Origin of the sequence: Burkholderia contaminans (assembly GCF_029633825.1) — a bacterium.
Classification (GTDB): Bacteria; Pseudomonadota; Gammaproteobacteria; order Burkholderiales; family Burkholderiaceae; genus Burkholderia; species Burkholderia contaminans.
The window spans coordinates 227,758-237,777 of the sequence record NZ_CP090643.1 but is presented as its reverse complement, the minus strand read 5'-3'; the positions used below and the strand labels follow the sequence as shown (position 1 = coordinate 237,777).

Genomic DNA, 10,020 nt, shown 5'->3' with positions numbered 1-10,020 from the left:
TCTTCCAAAGCTTTCCGGTACCAGAGACCGGAAAGGTCCATTCTCCTTTTTAACTGCTCGATGATGAGCACAAGGGAGACTTCATGAAAGGCAATTCTGAACGAAACGTTTGTGGGCGCCGGAACCTCGATACGGCCGAGTCGCATGCGCCCTCTCGATCTTCGCCGGCGGCGGATACGGGCTACCACGTGCACGCTTTCGTGGTGGTTCGAATTCCCGTCAACGTAGAGGGTGCGTCGTCACCAGAAGATGCGGCATCCAAGGCATTGGCGCTGATCGACTTCGACCGTGATGTGTGTGGCGCCGAGTTTGCAGACACACTGGTCGGTATCAGCATGGATGCCTTCGGAGATGAGGAAGCGGACCGCACTATCCATCTCGTGCCTGGTGCGAACCATCAGGAGGGATGGGTGCGGGTGGCGGGGGCGGCAGCACCCGGTACACATACTCCGCTTCCGCGTGAGATGGGGTATGCAATCGAGGAGCTGCTCCGTAGATCACGCGCCGCCGGCGGGCCGGCGGATAGTGATAACGCAACTGCTCTTTGACTCGGGGAAACTGGGAAATGGCGAAAATCGAACTCTCATTGCAATCCGCCGTGGCTCTTTACGAAGTAGCCACGAAGGTCCGGAATCGGGAACTGGACGCTGGCTCGGTGACGGAAGCGTATCTGGAACTGGCTGGGCAACTGGACCGCTTCCTCTCTGAGGTCCCGGAGTGGGCACCCGGCAGGTCGGGCAACATGCAGATCGCCGGGCCAGGCTGGATGGTCTCGTACAAGGTAGCGTCCGATAGTGAGCTACCGGAAACTGCGTTGATTGATCGGGACAGTGGTGAATATTTCATGTTGTCCGGGGATCACCGCGCGGCCTATAAGCAGGTTGCAACACGAGGGTTGGATGCCCTCAAAGAGGTCTATGAGTCACTGAAAGACCGTTTCCCACACGAGGCGTGATAGCTCAAAAAGCAGGCATGTAGCGTTCTGCTAACGAGAGGTCGCCGCGAGGGCACTCGGGGAGACTGGGTATTCGACTGAGGCACCGTGCCGTAGAACTCGCGCCGCCGGATCACCGGCGGTCTGGACGTAAAAGGCGCGATAGCTCTTTCGACTCCAGCAGGTAAGTGATTAACAGCGAAACGAGGTCCTCGGGGCATGCTTCGAATGAAGCATGCCCCGCCGGGCCCCCTTGAGTGCTTTCCAGTCCCGAGTTTCAGCTCTGCGCGCGAGCGGTGCGGTGCCTGAGTTCGAATCGAGGCTCCGGAGGCACACGCGGCGTCGGCCGATGCCTAGATTGACGGCGGTAAGATGATGGAATATGTACGTTCCATTTGACGGCGAATCATGACGGATATTGACGTGCTCTACGGCGAAGACGCGCAGGCGCTGCGTAAGAAGGCCGGATTGACCCAGACCCAGCTTGGGGACCGCTGGCGGTTGACGCGCCAACAGATCGGGCGCTACGAAAGAGCCGGGCACGCAGTGCCCATGAAGGAGGCTGACGCATATCGTGGCCTCGTGGTTGCATTTAAATCAAATGCAACATAGATGTTGCATTCGCATAGTGGTCCGGTATGATTTCTACAGACAGGCGGATGTCTGCCGATAACTTGCAGACGGGCGCCAAATTCCCTCGTCGGGGCGGACATAACATCAGCCCATTTTGAACTGGAGTTCATACGTTCGAGATCGCAGTCCTTGCGAACACGATTGCATGTCTGCAGTTTGGGGCGGAATAGATCTGACGCTGTGAGTGCTGCGGAGCCGGAACGTGGCTCGCGGGCTCTCCAACGAGAACACGGAAACCGAAATGAACCTGCGGTCGATATTGAAGTGGGTGAAGCGATTCGGTCGCGGGCCGGAGCCGAGCGGCGTTTTCAAGCTCGGACACGGCATAGCAACACCTGCAACCGGTATGGGAAGGTCGCCTTTCAGCGATGCGATCGTCAGAGCGCTCGCCTCGGTCGGCGCGCTTCCAGGCGACATTGTTGAAGTCAATGAATTTGGAATGGCGCGTGTGGTAGGCCGTCGTCCCCACTTGGCAAACGAGCAACCCGACATGTCTGAACAGGCGATTCGAGCGGCGCTCGAGCGGATCTACGGCGTTGACGCAGCGATTCTCGCCAACGTGACGGCGGGTTCCAACATCGTCGTGTTCCGTAAGCCTAGTCATACCTAGGAAGACCTATGAGTTACGTTTGGATCACTGTTGGCCTTGCTGGGATCGTATGTTCGGTGCTTGCCGGCGTCCTTCTCGTTTTCGTTCATTGATGAGGACGATGATGGCGGACACCGACACTCAACTGCCGCACGGGGAAAAGCGTAATCGCCGCTGGGTTAGGGAAACTGTCTCGACGTCGGAGGCGGTGAATGCTTTAACCGGACAGTCGCTCGGCCACTTGGAAACCGGAGCTTCGCGCACGGTGGATGAGCGATTCTGCGCGACGTGCAAGGACTGGGTCGACACCTCGAAGCTAGGCTTTTTGGAAGCCTCATGCGGGTGCCCGAAGTGTAAAACTCGCTGGTAAAGGAAAGCTCGATGCGAGCCAAAGATAGGGTGCTGGCGAAGCATCCCGAGGCGGTAGTGGTCCGGGAAGTTGGGACGTTCTCCAGTGGTCGGATTCGCTATAAGGTCATGCTGAAGCCGACCGCGCGCAAGGTCGTCGGCTACGGTCAGCGCGAGTCGTGGGCGTGGGCTGACGCCTGCCGCGCACTCGGATTGTAGTAACGGTGAGGTCGTGACGATGTCGCGGAGAGCGCCCGAAATCACACGTACTCGCGCCGCCGGTCCGGATCATCAGGTCGTCACCGTCCAGGGCGGGAAAGGGAGTTATCGCCGGAGGCCCTGTGCGAAATGTCCGTGGCGTGTCGACGCGACTGGCGAGTTTCCTGCAGACGCCTTCCGTCATTCAGCCGAGACGGCCTACGACATGGCGACTGAGACGTGAGAAATCGTCAAGAGTGGTGTATGCGGGTCGGTCGGCATGATCAGGCGGCCAGCGCTTGAGGAACCGGTGTGCTTTCAATCACCGGGGTTCCGTCCTCGAAGGGAATGCCCTTCAGAAGTTCCTCGATCTTGTCTACGCCACGGATCTTTCTCCATGACTTCTCAGCCGCTTCAATCAGCTTGAACGCCATGCCGAGGAAGGTCGCGCGCGACAGACAGTTGCGCGTGCGGCTCGTGCGATGGCGCACCGTCGCGAACGTCGACTCGATCGGATTCGTGGTCCGTACGTGTTGCCAGTGCTCCGCTGGAAAGGCGTAGAACGCAAGCAGCGCATCACGATCCTTCGTGAGCTTCTCGACGGCTTTCGGATATTTCGCTGCGTACGTGTCGACGAACTGGTTGAACGCGACGATTGCGTCGGCGCGCGTTGCGGCATTCCAGATTTCAGCAAGCGCGGCTTTGGCCTTGCCGTGTTGCGACTTGGGCATCGCATTGAGGACGTTTCCAATTTTATGGAACCAGCATCGCTGATGCCGTGTCTGCGGAAACACCTCGTCAAGCGCCGCCCACAGCCCCATCGCGCCATCACCCACGGCGAGCAGCGGCGGCGCCTGCAGGCCGCGCGCCTTCAGGTCCAGCAACAGTTCAACCCACGATTGCTTCGACTCGCGATAGCCGTCGCTGAGCGCGACGCGCTCCTTCTCGCCGTTCGGTTTCACGCCGATGATCACCAGCAGGCACTGACCGTCGGAATCCTCCGTGCGAGCCTGTGTATGAATGCCGTCTGCCCACCAGTAGACCCAGCGCGCGGCCGACAGGTCACGCTTTTTCCACAGCTCATACTCGTCGGCCCACGCGGCCTTCAGACGGCTCACAACGCCCGCTGACAGCCCCTTGGCCTGTTCGCCAAGCAATTCGGACAGCGCGTCGCCCATGTCGCCTGTGGACACGCCACGCAGGTACAGCCACGGCAGCGACGATGACACGCGCGGCGACTTGCGTACGTAGGGTGGCACGATCGACGAATTGAACTTGATGCCCGCGCCCGAGCGGTCGCGCACCTTCGGCACCTTCACGGGCACCGGGCCTACGGCTGTGACGATCTCGCGCTCGGGCAGATAGCCGTTGCGCACGACCGCGCGTCGGCCGTCCATCGTCTTCACATTCGAATATTGCTCGAGCATCGCCGCCAGTTCCGCCTCGATTGCCTGCTGGATGATTCGACGCGCGCCTTGCTGGATCAGATCGTCCAGGCCGGGCGCGCTCTTGATGTCCGCTTCTTCCGTTTGACTGCTGTGCGTTTCCTGCGTATGTTTCGCCATGGTGGTGGAGTTCGATTGGGGGAAGTGTTACCTTGGAAAGCAACATTTTCTCTCAATCGCCACCGCCTCCTCACGCTCCCTCCCTACGCCGCGTACACCACTTTCAACGATAACTCCTGAGACGTTCGCATGTCACGAGTCGGGTGTGCGGAAGCCCGCGATGTGCGCCGGGTTTCTGCTCCATGGTGCAGACCATAACCTCTCCGTGCGGATCAAGTCGATCCAGGGCGATCGCTTTGATGATGTGGAAGACGGAGGCCACCAGCTATACGAGAATTACCGCGCAATGGCCATTGCAAACGGCGTTTCGCCAGATGACCCCGTCTTGGCGCAATGTCGGGACTGATTTCGCGGACGGAAGCGCCCTCAAGTTGTAGGACAAGTTCATTTATGACCCGACGTGTTACCGATCCGAACGATCGACCGCAGGACCTACCAGGCTTTAATCGCCTGCATCACATCTGCCAGCTGTGGGTGGACTTTCTGACAGCGGATGACGAGTCGCAGAAGCACAAGATCCTGTTCGAAACCGTCTCGCACCTTATGCTCTACCGAGCTGACGGAGCGGAGGGCGAGGATGTCATCCGGCAGGTCTGGTCTGCGGTTCGCAAGCGTGGGCGTGTCTATCAGAACGGGCGGCGGTGGGCGGAGGCTCACGACGACGGCTATTGCAGCCTAAAGCATGTTTCTCGGCCCTATCCGTTCACCTACACCTGCGCCTGTGGTCACCGAGCCGCTGTGTTCTTTCCCGACATCAACCACATTGGCGAGATCGTTCCTTGCGGCCAATGTCGCGAAGGCGTCAAGATCTCGCTGGATGTTGAAGCAATGGAAAGGCGCGAGTCGCAGGACGAAGTCGATGATCGCTTGCTGGTCGAGCGGATCAACGCTGGACGGGATAGCGGCGCGACATCGCTTGGCGCGTACGCGGAAACGAGGCCTGACTAATTTCTCGTAATCGTGTCGTTCCGAGGCAAGGCCTCGAGCACCATTAAATGGGCGATCGTGACAGAGAGCAGAGGTTTTGCCGATGTCCTGGCCTCCGAGAGCAAGGAATCTAGTCGATCGGGGACAGGCGCCCCGGTCGGTACCAAGGAAGGAATCGCCATGGAACTTCATCAGATACAAATACGCGCCGCCGTCGCTAGGGCGATTTGCGCCGCCTGTGGAGAGCAGCCGGAGCATCCTGGCGACGCGCGCGGCAATGCGTTCCGCTGGCAAGATTACGAGCCATCGGCCGAGGTCGTGATCCTCGAGCTGAGAGCGGCCGAAGCCGGGGAGCCAGGACGGAGTGCAGTGCCACACCTGGCCGAGGTTATCGCGCAGTGCCTCGAGGACGGTCCGGGTTCAGCATGGCAGTACGAGCGTGCTGCTGGTGACGCGGTGCGTGCATACGTTGTGCACTGAACTCGGAATATGACCGCGGAAATCTACCGCATGACGACGCTTTCTCGCCAGCACTACAAGCGCCTGCGTTTCTACTGGCAGGGGCGCGGCCACGGCAGCGCGGGAAACGCCGATGCGATAGATCTCGACCTTGCAGCGGCCGGGCTGATCGTTCGAATCGAGCGTCGCTACGGCGGCGTCTATTTCGCTATCAGTCACGCCGGTGAGGTCGAGCTCGCAGCAGAGAAGGCGCGAGAGATCGAGCGTCGCAAACCGCATCACGATCTTGCAGGGAGAGTCGCAGCGTGGCGCCGCGATAGCGGGAGGATCACGTGGGAGAACGTCGAGCTGTTGGTTGATATCGAAGCGGGCGGACGACAGGCAATTCGACCGGACGTGTTCTCGATGGCTGCGACCTACGACGAGCAGCGTATCAATCCATGCGTTGACGAGGTGAAGGTTAGCCGCGCGGACTTTCTCGCGGACGTGGCGCAGGTGGAGAAGCGAGCCGGATACGCGAGGGTCGCGGAGGTCATCTACTATGTCCTGCCAGCGGGTATGGTAGACCCGTCGGAGGTGCCCCCCGAATGCGGCTTACTGGTAGAGCGTGAGCCGGGCATGTTCGAGGTATTGAAACGCCCGAAGAAGCGGCGCGTGTCCTTGACCACTCACCATTTCATGAATCTCATTCTGAAGCCAGGGGTATTCACGCCAACCTGGTGATCACGACAACGGAAAGGACGCACGCAAGATATGGAATTGTTCCGAAGGTTTGATCGCGCGATGGAGCGAAACGCGCCGGTGTCGTACGGCATTGTGATGCTGGCGGCTGTCGCGAGCGCCGGTCTTGTCAAACTTGGGTGGTTGAGTGGGCCAGGGGGACTTGCCGCCAACATCGCACTTTTTGGGTACGCGGCCCTTGGCCTAGTCAGAGTGCGAAAGTAGATCACTCGGGGGACGGCACCATGAAGATTCTTGGGGTGACACTTCGCCGGCCGACGGTCACGGACGTGACGGTCATGATGGCCGTTGCCACTTTCTTGCTCGTGGCCGTGCTTCTGGTGGCCGGCCTTGTCGGGTACCGCCCCGGCACCTACACCAAGGCCGTGTTTCTCGCCTCGCTCGCTTGGGGCGTATTGAGCAATCTGATCGGCATTCGGGTCGTGGAGGGCTGGCGCCATATGCTCCTAAACGCAACCGGCTGCGCTGCTATCAACCTTGTGGCGGTTGGGATCGCGACAGTGGTCGCACATTGAAGTTAGGACATGAGGGAAACAATGAAGGCAAAGGTTGCGATGCCGCTCTTTCAACTGGCCGGGTTCACGTTCTCGGTGTTCGGCGTCGGATTCGCATCTGGTTTGGCGATCGCGAGTCCCGCGCATTCCATTTTGCCGGTCGCCATCGCGGCGACGGGCCTTGTCTTAACAACTGTGGGTTTCGCAGTGGCCTTGCAGGGCGCTGCAGCGTAGGAAAATATGGCGAGCATTTCAGCATTGATCGAGGGACTCATGATCCTTCAACAGTACGAGCCTCAGGCGAACGTCTATGGCAACACTCGCACGCGTGGATCCATTGAACTCCAAGAGGAGCGGTTCAGCGAGATCTCGGACGCCGATCGAGCGACGCTCATTGCGCTTGGTTGGCAGTCGAATGGACACTTCGTCTGGAAGCTCTAGGTGCGTTAGGTCAGCAATGGGCCTAATCGCAAACATCTCCGCGATGGAATTGCCTATGCTAGGAGTTCGCGGCGGTAGCCGCGGTAGGGCCCGCGCCGCCGGCTGGCCGCGGCCGCTCGCGCGCACACCGCACGAATACTCGCTCTCTGGCGGCGGGTGAGAGGTTAAAGCGGAAGCTGGGCCCATGAGGGCATGCGGTCGAGCGTCAGGTTCCTTTTCGAAAGCGGCTGGGATGATCCTGTTGTAAGCGCTCGACACGTACCGTCTGTTCATGAGGGCACGGCACCGGCAATCTGATTCCCATCAGATGTAATGGGAATCAGATTGATGAAGCCAGTGGTGCATGGAAGACGACCGGGATCGAGGAACTACACGAAGGAGTTTCGGGAAGCGGTTGCTGCCGAAGCGAACGATCCGAATCGCTCGATTGCCGAGGTCGCGCGTGCGCACGGCTTGAACGCCAATATGGTCGCGCAGTGGCGAAGAAGCTTACTCGATACGCGACCTGCATCGTCGGTACCAAACATCGCGCTGCTACCGGTTGATGTGGTCGATCTGCCTGCGAAGGACATCCCACATCACGCTCTGCCGCAAACACCGGACGTGTCGGCGAGCCCGGCGATGCCGTCAGGCTGTGAAATCGAGATCGAGGTCGGCAAACGACGTATTCGTATCCGCGGTGTGTCGCAGGAGTTCGCCGAACAGTATTTGCGAGACTGTCTGAAGTGATCCCGCCGAACACGCGAATCTGGATCGCGGCGGGCGTCACGGACATGCGTTCCGGCTTCAACTCGTTGGCCGCGAAGGTACAAACCGTGCTGGAGAAGGATCCCTACAGCGGGCACGTGTTCGTGTTCCGGGGTAAGCGCGGCGACTTGCTGAAGTGCTTGTGGTGGTGCGACGGTGGCCTGTGCCTGCTCTCGAAGCGCCTCGAGAAAGGACGTTTCGCGTGGCCGCGCGCCGATGTCGGTGTTGTTGCGCTGACGACCGCTCAGCTCGCGCTCTTGCTCGAAGGTTTCGATTGGCGGCAGCCGATCGATGCGGTACGCCCGCGAAGCGCATTGTAAACGTTCATTACGCGTGGAGAGCTTGTGGGTGGCGTCGTGTAAGCTCACCGCATGTCCGCTGCTCCCACCGATCTCCCCGACGACATTGAAGCGCTGAAGGCGATGGTCGCCAGCTTGCGCGAGCAGCTCTCGTCGCGCGCGATTGAGATCGAGCATCTGAAGCTGACGATTGCCAAGCTGCGCCGGATGCAGTTCGGCCGAAAATCGGAGAAGCTGGATCGCCAGATCGAACAGCTTGAATTGCGGCTGGAAGACCTGCAGGCCGATGAAGGCTCGGCCGATATGGCCGCGGCTGCTGCAGTGAAACGGCCGAGTCGCGAAGGTGTCGGCCGCAAGCCGTTGCCCGATCACCTTGAGCGCGAAGAGCGCATCCATCTGCCCGCCGATGATGACTGCCCCGATTGCGGCGGGCAACTCAAACCGATGGGCGAAGACGTCGCGGAACAGCTCGAATACGTCCGGGCGCACTTCCGCGTGATTCGCCACCGCCGTCCGAAGCTGGCCTGCGCATGCTGCGATCGCATCGTGCAGGCCGCGGCACCGAGTCGACCGATCGATCGTGGCATCCCGGGTCCGGCGCTGCTCGCGCACATCGCCGTGTCGAAGTTCGCGTACCACATCCCGCTGCATCGCCAGGCAGTCATGTACGCGCGCGACGGCGTCGAGATCGATCCGGGTGCGATGGGGTATTGGATGGGGAGCATCACGGCGCTGCTTGCACCGCTGGTCGCCACCGTCCGCCAATACACGTTAGCCGGCGGCAAGGTTCACGGGGACGACACGCCGCTGCCAGTGCTGGCGCCCGGCAACGGTCGCACAAAGACAGGACGCCTGTGGGTCTACGTGCGCGATGATCGGCCGAGCGCTTCCGACGAGCCGGCAGCAGTCTGGTTCGCCTACACGCCCGATCGACGGGGCGAGCATCCCCAGCAGCATCTTGCAGACTTCACCGGCGTGCTGCAGGCCGATGCGTTTGCCGGCTATGCCGAGTTGTATCGCGGCGGCACCATCCAGGAAGCTGCCTGCATGGCCCACGCTCGCCGAAAGATCCATGATCTACATGCCGTCCGTCCCAATGCGGTAACGGAGGAAGCGCTGCACCGGATCGGCGCGCTCTACAAGATCGAGGAGCAGATCCGTGGCAAACCACCTGATGAGCGACACAGTGTGCGCCAGGCGCGAGCGGTACCGCTGCTCGACGACATGAAACGCTGGTTCGAAGCAACGCTCGCCACGCTCTCTGCAAAATCCGACACGACCAAGGCGATTCAGTACGCGCTGAATCGCTGGCCGGCGCTCATCTACTACTGCAGCGACGGGCGTGCGGAAATCGACAACCTGATCGCCGAGCGAGCACTGCGCGGCGTCGCCCTCGGCAGACGGAATTACTTGTTCGCCGGCGCCGACTCCGGTGGCGAACGTGCCGCCGCGATGTATAGCCTGATCGGCACGGCACGCCTGAATGGCCTCGATCCCGAGGCGTATCTCGCCTATGTGCTCGAGCGCATTGCTGACCATCCGATCAACCGCATCGACGAGTTGTTGCCGTGGAACGTGGCGTCGGCGCTTCCGTCTACTGCCCACGTCGAACCCATTCGATAGCATCGCGCTCCCGTCGTCAACG

The 10,020-nt window shown here is 60.5% G+C and carries 17 protein-coding genes; 15 read left to right on the top strand and 2 right to left on the bottom strand.

The window, feature by feature from the left end:
* Window positions 1-83: 83 nt before the first annotated feature.
* The 6 genes from LXE91_RS40325 to LXE91_RS40300 all read left to right on the top strand — a co-directional run bounded on the left by LXE91_RS40325 (window position 84) and on the right by LXE91_RS40300 (window position 2,946).
* A complete protein-coding gene (locus tag LXE91_RS40325) occupies window positions 84-548 on the top strand; it encodes a hypothetical protein (RefSeq protein ID WP_135370889.1) in 465 nt (154 codons plus the stop codon).
* 17 nt (window positions 549-565) lie between these two features.
* Window positions 566-955 (top strand): hypothetical protein, encoded by a 390-nt coding sequence (locus LXE91_RS40320; RefSeq protein WP_046543824.1) that lies wholly within the window; start codon window positions 566-568, stop codon window positions 953-955.
* Window positions 956-1,342: 387 nt separating this feature from the next.
* Window positions 1,343-1,546 (top strand): helix-turn-helix domain-containing protein, encoded by a 204-nt coding sequence (locus LXE91_RS40315; protein WP_046543823.1) that lies wholly within the window; start codon window positions 1,343-1,345, stop codon window positions 1,544-1,546.
* 262 nt (window positions 1,547-1,808) lie between these two features.
* The gene (locus LXE91_RS40310; RefSeq protein WP_046543822.1) at window positions 1,809-2,177 is read left to right on the top strand and encodes a hypothetical protein; all 369 of its coding nucleotides are present in this window, start codon (window positions 1,809-1,811) and stop codon (window positions 2,175-2,177) included.
* Window positions 2,178-2,537: 360 nt separating this feature from the next.
* Entirely contained in the window at window positions 2,538-2,723 is a 186-nt protein-coding gene (locus LXE91_RS40305) for a hypothetical protein (RefSeq protein ID WP_046543821.1), read from the top strand.
* Window positions 2,724-2,742: 19 nt separating this feature from the next.
* Window positions 2,743-2,946: a DUF6283 family protein gene (locus LXE91_RS40300; protein WP_219847376.1), complete on the top strand. Its 204-nt coding sequence runs from the start codon at window positions 2,743-2,745 to the stop codon at window positions 2,944-2,946.
* A gap of 40 nt (window positions 2,947-2,986) precedes the next feature.
* On the opposite strand, the gene LXE91_RS40295 is transcribed toward LXE91_RS40300, so the two are convergent.
* Entirely contained in the window at window positions 2,987-4,186 is a 1,200-nt protein-coding gene (locus tag LXE91_RS40295) for an IS256 family transposase (RefSeq protein WP_416053551.1), read from the bottom strand.
* On the opposite strand from LXE91_RS40295, the gene LXE91_RS40290 reads away from it, so the two are divergent.
* From LXE91_RS40290 to LXE91_RS40265, 6 genes are all read left to right on the top strand, one after another.
* Complete coding sequence (locus LXE91_RS40290) at window positions 4,118-4,387, top strand: hypothetical protein (protein WP_226285513.1); 270 nt, start codon at window positions 4,118-4,120, stop codon at window positions 4,385-4,387. The two genes, LXE91_RS40295 and LXE91_RS40290, sit on opposite strands and share 69 nt — an antisense overlap.
* A gap of 40 nt (window positions 4,388-4,427) precedes the next feature.
* Window positions 4,428-4,613 (top strand): DUF6283 family protein, encoded by a 186-nt coding sequence (locus LXE91_RS40285; RefSeq protein WP_052760127.1) that lies wholly within the window; start codon window positions 4,428-4,430, stop codon window positions 4,611-4,613.
* A 44-nt stretch (window positions 4,614-4,657) separates the two neighbouring features.
* The gene (locus LXE91_RS40280; RefSeq protein ID WP_046543819.1) at window positions 4,658-5,215 is read left to right on the top strand and encodes a hypothetical protein; all 558 of its coding nucleotides are present in this window, start codon (window positions 4,658-4,660) and stop codon (window positions 5,213-5,215) included.
* Between the two features lie 159 nt (window positions 5,216-5,374).
* The gene (locus tag LXE91_RS40275) at window positions 5,375-5,674 is read left to right on the top strand and encodes a hypothetical protein (protein ID WP_046543818.1); all 300 of its coding nucleotides are present in this window, start codon (window positions 5,375-5,377) and stop codon (window positions 5,672-5,674) included.
* A gap of 30 nt (window positions 5,675-5,704) precedes the next feature.
* Window positions 5,705-6,376 (top strand): hypothetical protein, encoded by a 672-nt coding sequence (locus LXE91_RS40270; protein ID WP_046544007.1) that lies wholly within the window; start codon window positions 5,705-5,707, stop codon window positions 6,374-6,376.
* A 242-nt stretch (window positions 6,377-6,618) separates the two neighbouring features.
* On the top strand, window positions 6,619-6,909 hold the full coding sequence (locus LXE91_RS40265) for a hypothetical protein (RefSeq protein WP_046543816.1): 291 nt from the start codon (window positions 6,619-6,621) through the stop codon (window positions 6,907-6,909).
* Window positions 6,910-6,959: 50 nt separating this feature from the next.
* Here LXE91_RS40265 and LXE91_RS40260 read toward each other — a convergent pair whose 3' ends face one another.
* On the bottom strand, window positions 6,960-7,163 hold the full coding sequence (locus LXE91_RS40260) for a hypothetical protein (RefSeq protein WP_135370888.1): 204 nt from the start codon (window positions 7,161-7,163) through the stop codon (window positions 6,960-6,962).
* A gap of 493 nt (window positions 7,164-7,656) precedes the next feature.
* Between LXE91_RS40260 and tnpA the strand changes: the two genes are divergently transcribed.
* From tnpA to tnpC, 3 genes are read left to right on the top strand one after another with little or no spacing between them, the layout of a single operon-like run.
* The gene (tnpA, locus tag LXE91_RS40255) at window positions 7,657-8,058 is read left to right on the top strand and encodes an IS66-like element accessory protein TnpA (protein ID WP_158077526.1); all 402 of its coding nucleotides are present in this window, start codon (window positions 7,657-7,659) and stop codon (window positions 8,056-8,058) included.
* A 44-nt stretch (window positions 8,059-8,102) separates the two neighbouring features.
* Window positions 8,103-8,396 carry an IS66 family insertion sequence element accessory protein TnpB gene (tnpB, locus tag LXE91_RS40250; protein ID WP_046544006.1) on the top strand — a complete coding sequence of 98 codons (294 nt, stop codon included), beginning with the start codon at window positions 8,103-8,105 and terminating at the stop codon, window positions 8,394-8,396.
* Window positions 8,397-8,447: 51 nt separating this feature from the next.
* Window positions 8,448-9,998, top strand: a complete 1,551-nt coding sequence (tnpC, locus tag LXE91_RS40245; protein ID WP_046543813.1) for an IS66 family transposase — start codon at window positions 8,448-8,450, stop codon at window positions 9,996-9,998.
* Window positions 9,999-10,020: the final 22 nt, after the last annotated feature.

Coding starts and splice junctions, on each gene's coding strand:
- tnpB (WP_046544006.1), top strand. CDS start 8,103: ATGCGTTCCGGCTTCAACTCGTTGGCCGCGAAGGTACAAACCGTGCTG.
- LXE91_RS40300 (WP_219847376.1), top strand. CDS start 2,743: ATGTCGCGGAGAGCGCCCGAAATCACACGTACTCGCGCCGCCGGTCCG.
- LXE91_RS40310 (WP_046543822.1), top strand. CDS start 1,809: ATGAACCTGCGGTCGATATTGAAGTGGGTGAAGCGATTCGGTCGCGGG.
- LXE91_RS40280 (WP_046543819.1), top strand. CDS start 4,658: ATGACCCGACGTGTTACCGATCCGAACGATCGACCGCAGGACCTACCA.
- LXE91_RS40325 (WP_135370889.1), top strand. CDS start 84: ATGAAAGGCAATTCTGAACGAAACGTTTGTGGGCGCCGGAACCTCGAT.
- LXE91_RS40315 (WP_046543823.1), top strand. CDS start 1,343: ATGACGGATATTGACGTGCTCTACGGCGAAGACGCGCAGGCGCTGCGT.
- LXE91_RS40265 (WP_046543816.1), top strand. CDS start 6,619: ATGAAGATTCTTGGGGTGACACTTCGCCGGCCGACGGTCACGGACGTG.
- LXE91_RS40270 (WP_046544007.1), top strand. CDS start 5,705: ATGACGACGCTTTCTCGCCAGCACTACAAGCGCCTGCGTTTCTACTGG.
- LXE91_RS40275 (WP_046543818.1), top strand. CDS start 5,375: ATGGAACTTCATCAGATACAAATACGCGCCGCCGTCGCTAGGGCGATT.
- tnpA (WP_158077526.1), top strand. CDS start 7,657: ATGAAGCCAGTGGTGCATGGAAGACGACCGGGATCGAGGAACTACACG.
- tnpC (WP_046543813.1), top strand. CDS start 8,448: ATGTCCGCTGCTCCCACCGATCTCCCCGACGACATTGAAGCGCTGAAG.
- LXE91_RS40320 (WP_046543824.1), top strand. CDS start 566: ATGGCGAAAATCGAACTCTCATTGCAATCCGCCGTGGCTCTTTACGAA.
- LXE91_RS40285 (WP_052760127.1), top strand. CDS start 4,428: ATGTGCGCCGGGTTTCTGCTCCATGGTGCAGACCATAACCTCTCCGTG.
- LXE91_RS40260 (WP_135370888.1), bottom strand. CDS start 7,163: ATGAGTCCCTCGATCAATGCTGAAATGCTCGCCATATTTTCCTACGCT.
- LXE91_RS40305 (WP_046543821.1), top strand. CDS start 2,538: ATGCGAGCCAAAGATAGGGTGCTGGCGAAGCATCCCGAGGCGGTAGTG.